The 16,128-nt window shown below is 66.0% G+C and carries 14 protein-coding genes, 1 other RNA gene and 1 pseudogene; 10 read left to right on the top strand and 6 right to left on the bottom strand.

What is annotated here, in order from left to right; genetic code table 11:
- Positions 1 to 40: 40 nt before the first annotated feature.
- A complete protein-coding gene (lpxL, locus tag ABHF91_RS15465; protein ID WP_409421140.1) occupies positions 41 to 961 on the bottom strand; it encodes an LpxL/LpxP family Kdo(2)-lipid IV(A) lauroyl/palmitoleoyl acyltransferase in 921 nt (306 codons plus the stop codon).
- Positions 962 to 1,080: 119 nt separating this feature from the next.
- On the opposite strand from lpxL, the gene hldE reads away from it, so the two are divergent.
- Positions 1,081 to 2,511: a bifunctional D-glycero-beta-D-manno-heptose-7-phosphate kinase/D-glycero-beta-D-manno-heptose 1-phosphate adenylyltransferase HldE gene (gene hldE, locus ABHF91_RS15460; RefSeq protein WP_409421139.1), complete on the top strand. Its 1,431-nt coding sequence runs from the start codon at positions 1,081 to 1,083 to the stop codon at positions 2,509 to 2,511.
- Between the two features lie 404 nt (positions 2,512 to 2,915).
- Here hldE and dolP read toward each other — a convergent pair.
- From dolP to ABHF91_RS15440, 4 genes and pseudogenes are all read right to left on the bottom strand, one after another.
- Positions 2,916 to 3,485: pseudogene (gene dolP / locus ABHF91_RS15455) on the bottom strand (division/outer membrane stress-associated lipid-binding lipoprotein); the annotation flags it as partial.
- A gap of 32 nt (positions 3,486 to 3,517) precedes the next feature.
- On the bottom strand, positions 3,518 to 4,138 hold the full coding sequence (locus tag ABHF91_RS15450) for an SIS domain-containing protein (RefSeq protein ID WP_409421138.1): 621 nt from the start codon (positions 4,136 to 4,138) through the stop codon (positions 3,518 to 3,520).
- The gene (locus ABHF91_RS15445) at positions 4,107 to 4,460 is read right to left on the bottom strand and encodes a YraN family protein (RefSeq protein WP_409421137.1); all 354 of its coding nucleotides are present in this window, start codon (positions 4,458 to 4,460) and stop codon (positions 4,107 to 4,109) included. Before ABHF91_RS15445 ends, ABHF91_RS15450 begins: the two co-directional genes overlap by 32 nt.
- On the bottom strand, positions 4,435 to 6,357 hold the full coding sequence (locus ABHF91_RS15440) for a penicillin-binding protein activator (RefSeq protein ID WP_409421136.1): 1,923 nt from the start codon (positions 6,355 to 6,357) through the stop codon (positions 4,435 to 4,437). The genes ABHF91_RS15445 and ABHF91_RS15440 overlap by 26 nt, the downstream gene beginning before the upstream one ends.
- A 93-nt stretch (positions 6,358 to 6,450) precedes the next feature.
- Between ABHF91_RS15440 and rsmI the strand changes: the two genes are divergently transcribed.
- Positions 6,451 to 7,311 (top strand): 16S rRNA (cytidine(1402)-2'-O)-methyltransferase, encoded by an 861-nt coding sequence (gene rsmI / locus ABHF91_RS15435; RefSeq protein ID WP_409421135.1) that lies wholly within the window; start codon positions 6,451 to 6,453, stop codon positions 7,309 to 7,311.
- A gap of 9 nt (positions 7,312 to 7,320) precedes the next feature.
- Positions 7,321 to 7,705, top strand: an RNA gene (gene rnpB / locus ABHF91_RS15430) — RNase P RNA component class A.
- Positions 7,706 to 7,746: 41 nt separating this feature from the next.
- Here the strand turns inward: rnpB and ABHF91_RS15425 are convergent.
- The gene (locus ABHF91_RS15425; protein ID WP_409421134.1) at positions 7,747 to 8,469 is read right to left on the bottom strand and encodes a substrate-binding periplasmic protein; all 723 of its coding nucleotides are present in this window, start codon (positions 8,467 to 8,469) and stop codon (positions 7,747 to 7,749) included.
- A 309-nt stretch (positions 8,470 to 8,778) separates the two neighbouring features.
- Between ABHF91_RS15425 and mraZ the strand changes: the two genes are divergently transcribed.
- From mraZ to mraY, 7 genes are read left to right on the top strand one after another with little or no spacing between them, the layout of a single operon-like run.
- A complete protein-coding gene (gene mraZ / locus ABHF91_RS15420) occupies positions 8,779 to 9,237 on the top strand; it encodes a division/cell wall cluster transcriptional repressor MraZ (protein WP_409421133.1) in 459 nt (152 codons plus the stop codon).
- 2 nt (positions 9,238 to 9,239) lie between these two features.
- The gene (gene rsmH, locus ABHF91_RS15415) at positions 9,240 to 10,187 is read left to right on the top strand and encodes a 16S rRNA (cytosine(1402)-N(4))-methyltransferase RsmH (protein ID WP_409421132.1); all 948 of its coding nucleotides are present in this window, start codon (positions 9,240 to 9,242) and stop codon (positions 10,185 to 10,187) included.
- Positions 10,184 to 10,495, top strand: a complete 312-nt coding sequence (gene ftsL / locus ABHF91_RS15410; RefSeq protein ID WP_409421131.1) for a cell division protein FtsL — start codon at positions 10,184 to 10,186, stop codon at positions 10,493 to 10,495. Before rsmH ends, ftsL begins: the two co-directional genes overlap by 4 nt.
- A complete protein-coding gene (locus tag ABHF91_RS15405) occupies positions 10,492 to 12,237 on the top strand; it encodes a penicillin-binding transpeptidase domain-containing protein (RefSeq protein ID WP_409421130.1) in 1,746 nt (581 codons plus the stop codon). Before ftsL ends, ABHF91_RS15405 begins: the two co-directional genes overlap by 4 nt.
- Positions 12,221 to 13,690 (top strand): UDP-N-acetylmuramoyl-L-alanyl-D-glutamate--2,6-diaminopimelate ligase, encoded by a 1,470-nt coding sequence (murE, locus tag ABHF91_RS15400; protein ID WP_409421129.1) that lies wholly within the window; start codon positions 12,221 to 12,223, stop codon positions 13,688 to 13,690. The genes ABHF91_RS15405 and murE overlap by 17 nt, the downstream gene beginning before the upstream one ends.
- Complete coding sequence (gene murF / locus ABHF91_RS15395) at positions 13,687 to 15,045, top strand: UDP-N-acetylmuramoyl-tripeptide--D-alanyl-D-alanine ligase (protein WP_409421128.1); 1,359 nt, start codon at positions 13,687 to 13,689, stop codon at positions 15,043 to 15,045. Before murE ends, murF begins: the two co-directional genes overlap by 4 nt.
- Positions 15,039 to 16,121, top strand: coding sequence for a phospho-N-acetylmuramoyl-pentapeptide-transferase (gene mraY, locus ABHF91_RS15390; RefSeq protein WP_409421127.1), 1,083 nt, complete (start codon positions 15,039 to 15,041; stop codon positions 16,119 to 16,121). The genes murF and mraY overlap by 7 nt, the downstream gene beginning before the upstream one ends.
- The last annotated feature ends 7 nt before the right edge of the window (positions 16,122 to 16,128 follow it).

The raw sequence follows: 16,128 nt of genomic DNA, 5'->3' as shown, positions 1-16,128 counted from the left end.
CCGTCATCGACGGGCCTCTTGCATGGTGGGCTTGGCCAGCTTAGTAGCGAGAAGGCATGCCGGCGGGCCGGGTCTTGAAGCGGCGGTGCAGCCACATGTACTGGGCCGGTGCCTGGCGGATGGCGGCCTCGATCACCCGGTTGCTGGCCACGGCATCGGCGGCATCGTCGCCGCTGGGATAGTCCGCCAGCGGGGCGCCCAGCAGCAGCCGGTAGCCGCCCTTGGGCTGGCGCAGGGTGAAACAGGGCATCACCACAGTGTTCTTCACCCGGGCCAGGGTGGCGGTGCCCGTGATGGTGGCGGTCTGCGCCACGGCGAAGAAGGGCACGAACACGCTGGCGTGGGCGCCATAGTCGTGATCCGGGGCGTACCAGAGGGCATCGCCGGCCCGCAGCGCCTTGATCATGCCTTTGACATCCTTGCGATCCAGCAGGTACTTGTTGCTGCGGCAGCGGCCGGCGACCTGGGCGTACTCCAGCAGGGGGTTGCGGTTGGGACGGTACACCCCCACTCCGGGTTGCAGCAGGCCGAACATGCGGGCGTTCAGCTCCAGGGTGAGAAAGTGGGCGGAGAGCAGCAGTATGCCCTGGCCCTGTTGTTGCGCCGCCTGTAGCTGTTCCATGCCCTCCACCTGCATCCAGCGGCGCACCCGGGCATCAGACCAGAACCAGGCCATGCCGGTCTCCAGGATGGCGCGGCCCACGTTGGCGAAGTTTTTCTTGAGCAGGGCCTCCCGGGCCGCCTCGTCCAGCTCAGGCAGGGCCAGGGCCAGGTTGCGGCGGGCGATGTGGACCCGGGAGCGCATCAGCGGCATGGCCAGGCGACCCAGGGCGGCACCCAGGGCCATAAGCCAGGGGTAGGGCAGCTGCACCACCAGGCGCAACGACAGCAGACCGAGCCAGAGCAGCCAGTAACGGGGATGAAACAGCGCCGCACTCAGGCGCGGGGAAACGACAGACATACAGTGCATCCGACAGAGGGACAGGGGGGCGATTTTAGCAGAAGCCACCGCCTCTAGGCGAATCCGCCGGGGGCTTATGCTAGAGTTCCCGGCGTATCTTGGTTGTGAGAGTCCGAACAATGAAAATCACGCTGCCTGATTTTAAACAAGCCCGGGTGCTGGTCGTCGGGGATGTGATGCTGGATCGCTATTGGCATGGGCCCACCAGCCGCATTTCCCCGGAGGCGCCGGTGCCCGTGGTGCGGGTGGAGCAGAGCGAGGAGCGCCCCGGCGGCGCCGCCAACGTGGCGCTGAACGTGGCCGCTCTGGGGGCCCAGGCCAGCCTGCTGGGGCTGACCGGCGAGGATGAGGCCGCCGAGGCCCTGAGCGCCCGGTTGCAGGGGGTGGGAGTGGCCTGTGACTTCGTGCGGGTGCCGCACTTCCCCACCATCACCAAGCTGCGCATCCTGAGCCGCAATCAGCAGCTCATCCGCCTGGACTTCGAGGAAGGCTTCCACAGCGTGGATCCCGCGCCCCTGCTGGCGCGCCTGCAGGCCGCACTGGGCAGCTGTGGCGTGCTGATCCTCTCCGACTATGCCAAGGGGGCCCTGGCGGCCGTGGATCGCATGATCCCCCTGGCCCGGGCCGCCGGCGTGCCTGTGCTGGTGGATCCCAAGGGCACGGACTTTGAAAAATACCGGGGCGCCACCCTGCTGACTCCCAACATGTCCGAGTTCGAGGCCGTGATGGGCAAGGTCCAGGATGAGCAGGATCTGGTGGCCAAGGGCGAGGCGCTGGTGCGGCGCTTCGAGCTGGAGGCCCTGCTCATCACCCGTTCCGAGCACGGCATGACCCTGATCCGCCAGGGACAGAGCGAGCTGCACCTGCCGGCCCAGGCCCAGGAGGTGTTTGACGTCACCGGCGCCGGGGATACCGTCATCAGCACCCTGGCCACCGCCTTGGCCGCCGGCAAGCCGTTGGACGAGGCCTGCGCCCTGGCCAACGCCGCCGCCGGCATCGTGGTGGGCAAGCTGGGCACCTCCACCGTCAGCCCGGTGGAGCTGGCCCGAGCCATCTATGGCGCCCAGGAGAGCGGCTTTGGCGTGGTGAGCGAGCAGCAGCTCAAGGTGGCGGTGGCCGCCGCCCGCAGCCGGGGCGAGACCATCGTCATGACCAACGGCTGTTTCGACATACTGCACGCCGGCCATGTGGCCTACCTGCAGCAGGCCCGCCAGCTGGGGGATCGGCTGATCGTGGCGGTGAATGACGATGGCTCGGTGGCGCGGCTCAAGGGGCCAGGGCGGCCGGTGAACCCGGTGGATCGCCGGATGGCGGTGCTGGCGGCCCTGGGGGCGGTGGACTGGGTGGTGCCCTTTGGCGAAGATACCCCGCGCCGGCTGATTGCCGCCGTGCTGCCGGACAAGCTGGTGAAGGGCGGCGACTATCGGCCGGAGCAGATCGCCGGTTTCGAGGAGGTCACCGCCAACGGCGGCGAGGTGCTGGTGCTGAATTTCGAGGATGGTTGCTCCACCTCGGCCATCATCCGCACCATCAAGGAGCGGGACGCCTAAGGGCACCGCCCAAACAAAAGCCCCGCCGATGCGGGGAATGCTCACCAGTTAAGGCGCCGTTGGCGCCTTAACTGCATCAACGACACGTTTTTTTGAGGCAAAAGCCAACCCCACCCTAACCCTCCCCTTGAACAAGGGGAGGGAAAAATCGTTCCTCCCCCTTACCAAGGGGGAGGTTAGGAGGGGGATGGCTTGCCTCTGGCGGCCATTCATGAGTATCTCTGTTTCTTAACTGACCCGCATGACCGCCGATGCGGGGCTTTTTTGTGGCCGGTAGACGGGCCTCAAGGCACCAGCACAGGATCCACCGACTCACCCAGCTGGACATCGCCGCTGTCGCTGGTCGGGGTGGTGGCCGGGGCGGCCTGGCTGCTGGTGCTGGCAGGCTGGCCGGCGACGGGGGCCTGCACGTACTCAAACACCTTCACCACCTTGCGCACGCCGCTGACCTTGCGGGTGATGTCCACCGCCTTGTCCCCTTCGGCGCGGGTCACCAGGCCGCTGAGGAACACCTCGCCATCCTCGGTGCTGACCTTGATGTGGGTGCTGTCGAAGTTTTTCTCCAGCAGCAGATCCGTCTTGATCTTGGAGGTCAGCCAGGTGTCGTTACTTTGGCCATTCAGGCCTATGGGTTGGCGCAGGCGTAGTTCGTTGTAGACCTGACGGACGCCGGGGATCTTGGCCACCGCCTGGCCGGCCTGATCCTTGTAACCCTGATTGGGGGTCTGGCCGATGAGCAGCACCTTGCCGTTGGTGCTCACCGGCACGATGCGGCTGACGGCGCTGAGCTCCTTGAGCTTGGCCAGGTCGCCGCTGGCCTTCATCTCGATGCTCTGATCATCCAGCTGGGAGCCGATGGTGCGCCTGTCGTTGGCCACGGCGGCCGTGGTGGCGGCGCCAGCCACTATGACACCGGCACAGCCTTGCAACAGCAGTAGACTGGCGAGCAGGGCGATCAGCGGGCTGTGTTTCATACATACTCCTCTGTGGTCTTGGCCCTGGGGGCCTATTGGGGAAACAGGGTGCGATCGATGAGATCGCTCAGGCAATGCAGGGTCAGCAGATGGACCTCCAGGATGCGGGGCGGCCGGGTGGAGGGCACGCGCACCTCCACGTCGCTGGGGCCCAGCAGGCCGGCCATCTCGCCGCCATCGCCGCCGGTGAGGGCTATGATGGTCATGTCCCGGGACAGGGCGGCCTCCGCCGCCTTGATCAGGCTGCGACAGTGGGGGGTGCTGTCGATCACCAGCAGTATGTCGCCACTGTGCCCCAGGGCGCGGATCTGCTTGGCATAGGCGTCGTCATAGCCGTAGTCGTTGGCCACGGCGCTGAGGGTGACTGTGTCGCCATTGAGGCAGAAGGCCGGCAGGGAGGGGCGCTCGGTCTCGAAGCGGTTGAGCATCTGGCTGGCAAACAGCTGGGCCAGGGCCGCGCCGCTGCCGTTGCCGCAGCTCAAGATCTTGTTGCCGTTCAGCAGGCAGATGGTGAGCATCTGGGCCGCGGTCTGGATAGACTCCTGCAGCGCCTCGGCGGCGGCGATCTTGGTCTGAATGCTCTCGGTAAAGTTCTCTTTGATGCGATCCACCCGGATTCCTCTAGAAGGCGTTGGGCAGCCACAACACTTCATCGCCCTCAAAGGCGACGACGTCGAAGCGGCAGGCCTGCCTGGATTCGTTAAGATGTTGAGCAGCCAGATAATGTTGCGCCGTGAGGCGGATTTTTTGCTGCTTCTGTGGGGTGACGGACGCCAAGGCGCCGCCGTGTCGCCGGTTCTGCCGGTAGCGGACTTCCACAAACACCAGCATCTTATCCTGCCGCAGGATAAGGTCAATTTCCCCCTGGCGACAGTGATAGTTGCGGCACACCAGCGCCAGCCCATGGGCTAGCAGATGCTGTGCCGCTTTGTCTTCGTACTCCGTGCCCTTACTGGGACAGGAGTTCGAGCTCATCGGCGTCGGCTTGCTGTTCGGCATCGGGCTGGGCGGCGGGGTCGCTGCCCATCGCTGGAGCAGCCCCTGACGCAGCCTCGCCCACCAGTTCGCCATTGTCATACTTGCCCCAGCTCAGGTGGCGTTCCACCACGCCGTTGTCGTTCAGGCTTAGGCCACCGCACAGGCCGGCCAGCTGGCTGCTGTGATCCTGGTTGAGATCGGCCAGGTGCGGCAGCAGCTTGATGGCATCCACCCCCAGGGCATAGAAGCGCAGCAGCTCGCCACCGTCCGGCGGCAACAGGCTGGCCACCTGCTCCCGCAGGCTGCCGTACTGGCCCAGCATCCAGGGCATGTCCCCCAGCTCCACGCCGTTCAGTTCCCGCGCCAGATCCACCCGATCCTGCACGTTGCTCTTGGGGCCCAGGTAGTAGGCGGGGCGGGTGGCTCGGGGATCCAGCACGTATTCCACATAGGAGCGGATGGTGGTGGCCTCGATGGGGCTGGCCAGCATGAAGATGGCATCTGTGTCGGCCTGGGTCACCGCACCGCTGGCGTTACCGGCCACGGCCTTGCCGTTGCGGCTGCGGACCCCCAGTGCCTCGCCCAGGCTGTCCTGCATCTGTGCCCGGCTGTTCATCCAGGCCACCTTGGCCTGGCCGCCGGTGAGGCCCTGCCACTCCTGGTTGAAGGCGTCATAGGTGCGTTGGCCCAGGGTGCCGGCCGGCAGCACCAGCAGGGGAGCAACATGCCCCTCGGCCTGAATGCGGCGGGCGACCTCCTTGGCGTCCCCTTCCGGGGAGAGGGAGAAGAAGAAGCGATCGGCGTGGTAGCCCACCTGATCCGGCTCGTTCAGCGCCAGCAGCGGGATCTGGGGATCCAGGGCCAGCAGGCTGGTGAGCTCGCTCTTGAGCAAGGGACCAATGATGAACTGGGCGCCATCGGTCACCGCCTGCTGATAGAGCTTGTCCATGGGCTGGGCGGCGGAGTCGTAGAAGCGCAGATCGGCCTGCAGGCCGGCCTCCTTGTAGCCCACCATGATGCCGTTGCGCAGTGTGTTGCCGTGGTTGGCCAGGTTGCCGCTCAGGGGCAGGAACACGGCGATCCGGCTGGGGGTATAGCTGCCCTGGCCCTGATCCTTGATGTCGAGCGGCTGCTTGTCATTGGCATGGTTCTGCCACAGGGCCAGGCCGGGATGGTTGGGATAGGCCTGTTGCCAAGATTGCAGGGCCTGGGTGAGGGCGTCGGGCTGAGCACCCAGCTCGCTCACCAGGGCGGCCAGCTCGAACCAGCCGCTGGCGGTATCCGGCGCCGGCTTCTCCTCGTAGGCCCGCAGGGTCTCGGCATTGTAGCCCTGCAGCAACTGCCAGATCTGCTGGCGGTTGGCATCCTGCTGGTCGGCAGGCAGCAGGGCATCCAGGGCCGACAGGCTCTGCACCGCCGCCAGCTTGTCGCCGTTATCCAGCAGCAGCTGGGCCTTGAGCCTGTGGTGATAGGCCAGGGTGGTGGCGTCCAGGGGGCGCAGATCCAGATCCGCCAGGGCCACCAGGGCCGAGGCGGCGTCGGCCTGGCGCTGCAGCAGGGTGGCCTGCAACAGCTTGTACTGGCTGCGCAGTCTGGGGGTGAAGGCTTCCTTGTCCAACTGCTGCAGTATGGCCTGGGCCTGTTGCAGATCCCCGGCCTGGATCAGGCTGCGGCTGGCCAGCACCTGCCAGGCGAAGCGATCCGCCGGGCCGGATTGGGCCACCTGAGCCAGATACCAGTTGGCATCCTGGGTGAGGTCGGAAAAGGCCGGCGGCGCCGCCTGGGGGCTGATCTGGGAGCTGCCCGAGCCGCTGGCACAGGCGGCCAGCAGGAGGGCGAGCAGGCTGGCCAGCAGGATTTGTGGTAGGCTGTGACGTTTCGTGACCCGGCTCAAGGTGATTCCTCTGTTCTTTATTTTGGGGATCTGTCAGTGGGCCCTAGTGTAAACGGGTCAATTTTGCGACACAAATCCTGATGAGGTATGCAGATGACAGAATCCTGCTGTCTTTACATAGTGCCCACCCCCATCGGCAACCTGGGTGACATCACTCAGCGGGCCGTCGAGGTGTTGGGGAGAGTGGATCTGGTGGCGGCGGAAGACACCCGCCACACCGGCATACTGCTCAGCCATCTGCAGATCCAGGTGCCCTTGCTGGCCCTGCACGATCATAACGAGCAGCAGCGGGCCGAGCTGCTGATCGACAAGATCCGCCAGGGGCAAAACGTGGCCCTGGTGTCCGATGCCGGCACCCCGCTCATCAGCGATCCCGGCTATCACCTGGTGACCCGCTGCCGGGAGGCGGGGGTCAATGTGGTGCCCCTGCCCGGTCCCTGTGCCGCCGTCACGGCGCTGAGCGCCGCCGGCCTGCCCACGGATCGCTTCGCCTTCGAGGGCTTCCTGCCCGCCAAGGAGAAGGCGCGGGATGATCGCCTGCAGTCCCTGATCGACGAGCCCCGCACCCTGGTGTTCTACGAGTCGCCCCGTCGTCTGCTGGAGACGGTGGGGGCCATCGCCCGCCTGTATGGCCCCCGCCCCCTGGTGGTGGCCCGGGAGCTGACCAAGACCTTCGAGTCCTTCTACAGCCTGCCGGCCACCGAGATGGTGGACTGGCTGGCGGGGGATGAGAACCGCTGCCGGGGCGAGATAGTGCTGATGGTGGCGGGGGCCAAGCCGGATCCCGATGCCCTGCCCAGCGAGGCCCTGCGTACCCTGACCCTGCTGCAGCGGGAGTTGCCGCTGAAGAAGGCAGCCGCCTTGACTGCCGAGATCCACGGGGTGAAGAAAAATGCCCTGTACAAATGGGCGCTGGATCAGGCGGATTGCGACGAGGCGGGAGAGTCCGTATAATCCGCCGCCGGAGTGGGTCGGACAATCGCCGCCATGTCGTTGTGCCTTCGGGTAGACGGGCAGGGGGGAGGAAAGTCCGGGCTCCATAGGGCAGGGTGCCAGGTAACGCCTGGGGGGCGTGAGCCCACGACCAGTGCAACAGAGAGTAGACCGCCGATGGCCCGCAAGGGATCAGGTAAGGGTGAAAGGGTGCGGTAAGAGCGCACCGCGCGGCTGGCAACAGTCCGTGGCACGGTAAACTCCACCCGGAGCAAGACCAAATAGGCTTCCATTGGCGCGGCCCGCGCTGGAGGCGGGTAGGTTGCTTGAGCCAGTCAGCGATGGCTGGCCTAGAGGAATGATTGTCACCGGGGCAACCCGGATACAGAACCCGGCTTACAGACCCACTCCCTTTTTTCCTGCACAAGGCGCCTTCGGGCGCCTTGTTGCGTTGGGCTACTGGCTGGCCACCGAGGGGTAGTACTGGGTCATGTGATGTAGCTCGAACAGCTTGGCGACCCGGCCACGCTTGAGCAGGCGCAGCATGCCTTCGTCCCACTGGTGGGCCAGCTCCTCGCCCCGCAGGGTCTGGGAGAACACCGGATAGACCCGCAGCCAGCGCAGAAACTTGATGCGATAGCCGGGCTGGGGGCTCTGCTCGAACAGCACCCCGGCCCCCAGGTAGTAGCGGTAGCGCTCATGATTCAGCAGTTCCATGGCCTTGTCGTGGTCATCCACCTCGAACCATTGCATGGGCACCCGGATGTACTTCTCGTAGCCCCAGCCCCGTTGCCAGAGCACGCGCTGGTCGCTGAGGCTCTGCTCGCCCTGCCAGGCGGCGGCCCATTTGTCCTGCATCAGCACGGAGACGTCATCGGCAAACATGGCGTAGCGGGGATAGCGCAGATCGTCCACCTCCTGCTCGTAGACCCCCAGGGCCAGGTCGCCGCCGCCGTGGCGGACCATGTCCAATGAGCGCTTGTAAGGGACGATATGGATGTTCAGCTGGTAACCCAGGGGCTGGTAGATCTCGCGCACCAGATCCAGGTAGAGACCGCTGCCGTCGGTGGCGGTAAAGCCCTCCCACTCCTCGCTGTAGATCTGCAGGGGCTTGGCCAGCAGGCCCAAGGGCATCAGCAGCAGGGCGCTGGTAAACAACAGGGGACGGGTCAGGGACATCTTGTTCTCTCTGGCGGTCTGAGGGCCGGCCACACAGCGGGCCGACGGGTTTCTATTTTAGCCATTGGGGCGCCGGCTGGCCTCCCCGGTGGGAGCAAGAGTGAGCGGGATCCCATTACGGCGGATTGGTTATTTTTTGTATAGCGCTGAAATTCGGTGCCTTTTAGTGCAGGGGTTCATTCATGCCGCGAAAAAGGCGCCCTCGGCGGGTCTGGTTCCCTTGCATTGGCCTAGGGCCCTCCTTACACTCTTGCGTGGGGAAAAGTGGTGATTAGTGGCGATTTGTAGATCAAGTGGGGATGCAACGGCATGCTGCGTGGGGCTCACGCCATCGCCCTGGACGGTAAGGGGCGCTTGGCGATTCCGACCAAGTTTCGAGACTGGCTGCGCGAAGAGTGCGACGGCCAGCTGGTGTGCACCATCGACATCAACCATCCCTGTCTGCTGCTTTATCCCCTGCCCGAATGGGAAGAGATCGAGAAGAAACTCAAGGCCCTCTCCAGCATGCAGCCGGCGGAGCGCCGTCTGCAGCGCCTGCTGCTGGGCTATGCCAGTGAATGCGAGCTGGATGGCAACGGCCGGGTGCTGCTGTCGGCCCCCCTGCGCCAGCACGCCGGGCTGGACAAGCAGGTGATGCTGGTGGGGCAGCTGAATAAATTTGAACTCTGGAGCGAGGCCCGCTGGCTGCAGCAGGTGGCGGACGATCTCTCGGCCTTGCCCGACGCCGACACAACTAGCTCCGAACGACTACGGGATTTCTCACTGTAACCATGGAACAGCAATTTTCACACGTGACCGTCCTGTTGGAAGAAGCCGTGGCGGGGTTGGCGATCCGCCCCGACGGCGTCTACGTGGACGGCACCTTCGGGCGGGGCGGCCACTCCCGGCTCATTCTTTCCCGGCTGGGGCCCCAGGGGCGCCTGCTGGCCATCGACCGGGATCCTCTGGCCATCGCCACCGCCCGGCAGATCGAGGATCCGCGCTTCGAGATCATCCCGGGGGCCTTCTCCGGCTTGGCCGGTTACCTGGCCGACCGTGGCCTCACCGGCCAAGTGGACGGCCTGCTGCTGGATCTGGGGGTCTCCTCGCCCCAGCTGGACGATGCCGAGCGGGGCTTTAGCTTCATGAAGGACGGCCCGCTGGACATGCGCATGGATCCCACCAGCGGCATCAGCGCCGCCGACTGGCTGGCCAAAGCCGAAGAAGAAGACATCGCCTGGGTGCTGAAGACCTTCGGCGAAGAGAAGTTCGCCCGCAAGATTGCCCGGGCCATCGTCCACGATCGGGGGCAGACCCCCTTCACCCGCACCCGCCAGCTGGCGGAGATGATAGCCCGGGTCAGCCCCTCCCGGGAGAAGCACAAGCACGCGGCCACCCGCAGCTTCCAGGCCATCCGCATCTACATCAACTCCGAGCTGGAAGAGGTGGAGCGGGCACTGGAAGGGGCCTTGACGGTGCTGGCGCCGGCGGGCCGCCTGGCGGTGATCAGCTTCCACTCCCTGGAAGACCGCATCGTCAAACAGTTTATTCGCCGGCATGAAAAGGGTCCCGAAGTGCCCCATGGCCTGCCGCTCACCGAGGCCCAGCTGGCGGTTGGCCGCAAGCTCAAGTCCGTGGGCCGGGCCATCATGCCCTCCGATGACGAGGTGGCCCGCAACCCCCGCTCCCGCAGTTCCGTGTTGCGGGTGGCCGAACGGCTGCCGGAGCAGGACGCATGAGTTCACGGGAGGGGTTGGCCTGGGAGATAGGCCGGGATCTGGGCCGGCACAAGTTTCAGCTGTTGCTGCTGTTGTCGATCCTGGCCTCGGCCATGACGGTGATCGTGGTGACCAACATGACCCGCGGCCTGACCTCCAGCCAGAACGAGCTGTTGGATGAGCGGGATCAGTTTGATATCGAGTGGCGTCACCTGCTGCTGGAGCAGAACGCGCTGGCCGAGCATTCCCGGGTCAGCGAAATAGCACGGGAGCGGCTGCAGATGCAGCGGCCTTCCCCCTTGAAGGAACGCATCGTCAACTTGCCATGAAAGCGAAAGTGAAGAAATCCGCACCCACCCTGGCCGCCTGGCGGTTTGGTGCCCTCTTGCTGTTCATTGGCCTGGCCTTCTTCGGCCTGGTGGCGAGGGCTGCCTGGATCCAGGTGATCGAGCCGGATCGGCTGCGCCATGAGGGGGATCTGCGCTCCCTGCGCACCACAGCCGACCCGGAAGCCCGCGGCATGATTCTGGACCGCAACGGCGAGGAGCTGGCGGTATCTGTGCCCGTGGTGGCGGTGTGGGCGGATCCCAAGCAGGTCCATGACTCAGGCAGCCTGGACAACCAGCGGGCCTGGCAGGCCCTGGCCGACGTGCTGGGGCTGGAGATGGCGGATCTCACCGGCCGGATCGCCAACCCCAAGCGCCGCTTCGTCTACCTGCAGCGCCAGGTGACCAGCTCGGTGGCCGACTACATCAACAAGCTGCGCCTGCCCGGGGTGTTCCTGCGGCAGGAGTCCCGTCGTTACTACCCCGCCGGGGAGATCAGCGCCCACATGGTGGGCATGACCAACATAGACGGCGCCGGCATCGAAGGGGTGGAGCGCACCTACAACCAGTGGCTTAGCGGCTCGCCGGCCGAGCGCAAGGTGCGCAAGGATCGCAATGGCCGGGTCATCGAGGAGATGGGCCTGGTCAAGGAGGGCAAGAAGGCCAACAATCTGCAGCTGAGCATAGATCAGCGGCTGCAGTCCCTGGCCTACCGTTCCTTGAAATACGCCACCGAGCTGAACAAGGCCACCTCCGGCTCATTGGTGCTGCTGGATGTGACCACGGGCGAGGTGCTGGCCATGGCCAACTCCCCCTCCTACAACCCCAACAACCGGGGCCAGTACCAGGGCTTTCGCGCCCGCAACCGCGCCCTGACCGACACCTATGAGCCGGGCTCCACCTTGAAACCCCTGGTGGCGGTGAGCGCCCTGAGCCACAAGGCGGTGAATTGGACCGAGGTCTTGGACACCCGCAGCTTCAGCATCGGTGGCAAGCGGGTCACCGACAGCCACAAGATGAACCAGGGCACCCTGGCGGACATCCTCAAATACTCCTCCAACATCGGCATGGCCCACATAGCCCTGCGCATGCAGCCCCAGGACATACTGGACACCCTGACCCTGTTCGGCCTGGGCCTGGAGCCCGGCACCGGGCTCATCGGCGAGAGCGGCGGCATGCTACCGTTGCGCACCCGCTGGTCCGATATCGAGCGGGCCACCCTGGGCTTCGGCTACGGCCTGCGGATCACCCCGCTGCAGCTGGCCGCCGCCTACGCCACCCTGGCCCGCCGTGGGGTACGCAAGCCGGTGACCATCCTCAAGGTGAATCAGGCGCCGGCCGGTGAGCAGGTGATCGATCCGACCATCGCCGAGCAGGTGGTGCTGAGCCTGGAGTCCGTGGTGGAACGCGGTGGTACCGGCACCAAGGCCGAGGTGCCCGGCTACCGGGTGGCGGGCAAGACGGGGACCGCCAAGGTGGCGGTGGCCGGCGGCTATGGCAACGACTATGTGGGGACCTTCGTCGGCCTGGCCCCCGTCTCCAACCCGCGCTTCGTCATGGTGGTGGTGATCAACGAACCCAAGGGGGACGCCTACTACGGCGGCTCCGTGGCGGGCCCGACCTTTGCCGAGGTGATGTCCGCGGCCCTGCAACTGTATAATGTCCCGCCCGACGCCCTGCCGGAGACGGCAGGGGAACGGGTCAGTCTTGCCCGTCAGGAGGTTAAAGTTGTCCCTCACACTTGACGAACTGCTCAAGCCATTTGCGCTGGTCGCCCCGGCTTTGCCGCTGCGTCGGCTCACTCTCGACAGCCGGGCGGTACAGCCCGGCGATCTGTTTATTGCCTTGAAGGGCCACCAGCTGGACGGTCGCCGCTTCATCCCCGATGCCGTGGCCCGTGGCGCCGCGGCCGTGTTGTTTGAAGGGGGGGACGACTTCGAGCCGGCGCCCCAGGCGGTGCCCCAGCTGGCCCTGGCGGATCTGCCGCGCAAGCTCAGCGCCCTCGCCGGCCGCTTCTATGGCGAGCCCGCCCGTCAGCTGCAGCTGGTGGGGGTGACCGGCACCAACGGCAAGAGCACCACCACCCAGCTCATCGCCCAGTGGCGCAGCCTGTTGGGCGGTACCGCCGGAGTCATGGGCACCCTGGGCAATGGCCTGTTCGGCCAGCTCACCCCCAGCGAGAACACCACCGCCAGCGCCCTGGCCATCCAGCAGACCCTGGCGGATCTGCTGGGTCAGGGGGCGGATCTGGTGGCCATGGAGGTCTCCTCCCACGGCCTGGTGCAGCACCGCGTGGCGGCCCTGCCCTTCTCCGTGGCGTTGTTCACCAACCTGAGCCGGGATCATCTGGACTATCACGGCGACATGGCCAGCTACGAGGCCGCCAAGCGCCAGCTGTTCAGCCAGGCCGCCCCCCACGACAGCGTGATCAACCAGGATGACGCCGTGGGGGCCCGCTGGTTGGCCCAGATGCCGGCGGCGGTGGCCTTCGGCATGGGGGACTGGCAGCCGGAGGCGGGCCGTCGCTACCTGAAGGCGGTGTCTGCCGAATTCAGTGAGCGAGGACTCACTGCGCGGATTACTTCCTCCTGGGGGAATGGTGTATTATCCGCGCCCTTGCTGGGACGTTTTAACGTCGCCAACCTGCTGGGGGCCCTGGGCTGTCTGCTGGTGCTGGGTTATGACCTCAAGGCCCTGCTGGCCACGGCGCCGCAGCTGAGCCCGGTGACCGGCCGCATGGAGTGTTTCGGCGGCGGCAGCCAGCCCCTGGTGGTGGTGGATTATGCCCATACCCCGGATGGCCTGGAGCAGGCCCTGCTGGCGGCCCGGCTGCATTGCCGCGGACGCCTCTGGTGCCTGGTGGGCTGTGGCGGCGATAGGGACAACGGCAAGCGCCCCCTGATGGCGGCCATCGGCGAACGGCTGAGCGATCGGCTGATCCTCACCGATGACAATCCCAGAACCGAGGAGCCGGCCATCATAATGGCGCAGATGCAGGCAGGCCTGCAGCGCCCAGAGGCGGCCCGGGTGATCCACTCCCGCGTCGAGGCCATCCGTCTGGCCTTGGGCGAAGCCGCCGCCGGCGATCTCGTGCTGGTGGCTGGCAAGGGACACGAAGACTATCAGATTATCGGAAAGCAAAAGATGCCGTATAGCGACCGTGATACCGTCCGTCAGCTGTTGGAGGTGCGGTCATGATCCCCTTGCGTCTACAGGAGATCGCCGAGGCCCTGGAGGCCACCCTGGTGGGGGACGACCTCACCATCCACAGCGTGACCACCGATAGCCGCAAGCTGACGCCGGGTTGCCTGTTTGTCGCCCTGACGGGGGACAAGTTTGACGGTCATGACTTCTGCGCCCAGGTGGTGGCCGGGGGGGCCGGCGCCCTCCTGGTCTCCCGGCGGCAGCCGGAGCTGGCCTGCCCGCAACTGCTGGTGGAAGACACCCGCTACGCCCTGGGGCTCTTGGGCCGCCTGGTGCGTGAGCGCCTGCATCCCAAGGTGCTGGCCATCACCGGCAGCTGTGGCAAGACCACGGTCAAGGAGATGTGCGCCGCCATCCTGGCCCAGCGGGGCGAGGTGCTGGCCACCCAGGGCAACCTGAACAACGAGATTGGCGTGCCCCTGACCCTGCTGCGGCTCACCGCCGACCACCGCTATGCGGTGATGGAGCTGGGGGCCAACCACCCGGGCGAGATCGCCTGGACCACCAGCCTGGCCAGGCCGCATGTGGCCCTGATCAACAACGTGGCGGCGGCGCACCTCGAAGGCTTCGGCTCCCTGCACGGCGTGGCCATGGCCAAGTCGGAGATCTTCACCGGCCTGCCGGATAAGGGCATGGCCATCGTCAACGCCGACAGCGAGTTCTTCGACTACTGGCAACACGACCTGCCCTACCTGACGAGCTTCGGCCTGACCAACCCGGTGGCGGACTACCAGGCGCGGGACATCCGGCTGGACGCCCTGGGCCGGGCCAGCTTCACCCTGGTCTGCCCCCTGGGGGAGGTCGACATCCAACTGGTGCTGCCGGGCCGGCATAACGTGGCCAATGCCCTGGCCGCCGCCGCGGCCACCCAGGCGTTTGGGCTCTCCCTGGACGAGATCGCCCAAGGCCTGGTGCAGATGGTGCCGGTGAAGGGCCGTACCTGCATGACCCAGTTGCCGGGGCTGACCCTGATCGACGACACCTACAACGCCAGCGTGCAGTCCGTGCTGGCGGCCATCGATCTGCTGGCCGGCCTGCCGGGCTACCGGGTGCTGGCCTTCGGTGACATGGGTGAGCTGGGCCAGGATGCGGCCAGCCTGCACCGCCAGGTGGGGGAACATGCCAAGGCCCGGGGCCTGGATGCCGTGCTGACGGTGGGCCCCTTGTCGGCCCACACCGCCGAGGCGGCCGGTGGCCGGCACTTCGCCGACAAGGCGAGCCTGTGCCAGGCCCTGGCCGACCTCGCAGAACAACAATCCCAGTTGACCCTCTTGGCCAAGGGGGCACGCAGCTCCCGCATGGAAGAGGTCGTCGAGTTCATGAAGCAATTGAAGGAGCGGGCATGCTAGTCTGGCTGGCCGAGGCACTTACGCCCTATATCTCTTTGTTCAACGTGGTGGGTTACCTGACCTTCCGCGCCATCATGGCCATCCTCACCGCCCTGGGCATCGCCCTGTGGGTGGGCCCCCACGTGATCCGCCGCCTGCAGCTGCTGCAGATCGGTCAGGTGGTGCGCCATGACGGTCCCGAGTCCCATTTCAGCAAGCGCGGCACCCCCACCATGGGCGGGGTGATGATCCTCTTCGCCATCGCCGTCTCAGTGCTGCTGTGGGCCAAGCTCTCCAACCCCTATGTTTGGGTGGTGCTGTTCGTGCTGGTGGCCTTTGGCGCCATCGGCTTCGTGGATGACTACCGCAAGGTGGTGCGCAAGGACACCAAGGGCCTCATCGCCCGCTGGAAGTACTTCTGGCAGTCCGCCGCCGCCCTGGCGGTGGGCATCTTCCTGTTTGCCACCGCCACCTCTGATGCCCAGACCCAGCTGGTGGTGCCCTTCTTCAAGGGCTTCATGCCGGTGCTGGGGCTGCTGTTCATCCCCCTGGTCTATTTCGCCATCGTCGGGGCCTCCAACGCGGTGAACCTCACCGACGGTCTGGATGGCTTGGCCATCATGCCCACCGTCATGGTGGCGGCGGGCTTCGCCCTGGTGGCCTGGGCCACCGGCAACGTCAACTTCGCCAATTACCTGCACATCCCCTATGTGGTGCATGCCTCCGAGCTGGTGGTGGTCTGTACCGCCATCGTCGGGGCTGGGCTGGGCTTCCTCTGGTTCAACACCTACCCGGCCCAGGTGTTCATGGGGGACGTGGGTTCCCTGGCCCTGGGGGCCCTGCTGGGGGTCATCGCCGTGCTGCTGCGCCAGGAGTTCCTGCTGGTGATCATGGGCGGCGTCTTCGTGATGGAGACCGTCTCGGTGATCCTGCAGGTGGGCTCCTTCAAGCTGCGGGGTCAGCGCATCTTCCGCATGGCGCCCATCCACCACCACTACGAACTCAAGGGCTGGCCGGAGCCGCGGGTGATCGTCCGCTTCTGGATCATCACACTGGTGCTGGTGCTGGTGGGTCTGGTAACCCTGAAGTTGAGATAAGGACATG

This window comes from Pseudaeromonas aegiceratis (genome assembly GCF_046254905.1).
Classification (GTDB): Bacteria; Pseudomonadota; Gammaproteobacteria; order Enterobacterales; family Aeromonadaceae; genus Pseudaeromonas; species Pseudaeromonas aegiceratis.
The sequence above is the reverse complement of the archived record's forward strand: the minus strand, read 5'-3'. Positions and strand labels throughout refer to the sequence as shown.

Excerpts from the sequence above, each read along its gene's own strand:
- lpxL (WP_409421140.1), bottom strand. The coding sequence starts at position 961 with ATGTCTGTCGTTTCCCCGCGCCTGAGTGCGGCGCTGTTTCATCCCCGT.
- ABHF91_RS15450 (WP_409421138.1), bottom strand. The coding sequence starts at position 4,138 with ATGAAGTGTTGTGGCTGCCCAACGCCTTCTAGAGGAATCCGGGTGGAT.
- rsmI (WP_409421135.1), top strand. The coding sequence starts at position 6,451 with ATGACAGAATCCTGCTGTCTTTACATAGTGCCCACCCCCATCGGCAAC.
- ftsL (WP_409421131.1), top strand. The coding sequence starts at position 10,184 with ATGAGTTCACGGGAGGGGTTGGCCTGGGAGATAGGCCGGGATCTGGGC.
- hldE (WP_409421139.1), top strand. The coding sequence starts at position 1,081 with ATGAAAATCACGCTGCCTGATTTTAAACAAGCCCGGGTGCTGGTCGTC.
- ABHF91_RS15425 (WP_409421134.1), bottom strand. The coding sequence starts at position 8,469 with ATGTCCCTGACCCGTCCCCTGTTGTTTACCAGCGCCCTGCTGCTGATG.
- mraZ (WP_409421133.1), top strand. The coding sequence starts at position 8,779 with ATGCTGCGTGGGGCTCACGCCATCGCCCTGGACGGTAAGGGGCGCTTG.
- murF (WP_409421128.1), top strand. The coding sequence starts at position 13,687 with ATGATCCCCTTGCGTCTACAGGAGATCGCCGAGGCCCTGGAGGCCACC.
- mraY (WP_409421127.1), top strand. The coding sequence starts at position 15,039 with ATGCTAGTCTGGCTGGCCGAGGCACTTACGCCCTATATCTCTTTGTTC.
- ABHF91_RS15445 (WP_409421137.1), bottom strand. The coding sequence starts at position 4,460 with ATGAGCTCGAACTCCTGTCCCAGTAAGGGCACGGAGTACGAAGACAAA.
- rsmH (WP_409421132.1), top strand. The coding sequence starts at position 9,240 with ATGGAACAGCAATTTTCACACGTGACCGTCCTGTTGGAAGAAGCCGTG.
- ABHF91_RS15405 (WP_409421130.1), top strand. The coding sequence starts at position 10,492 with ATGAAAGCGAAAGTGAAGAAATCCGCACCCACCCTGGCCGCCTGGCGG.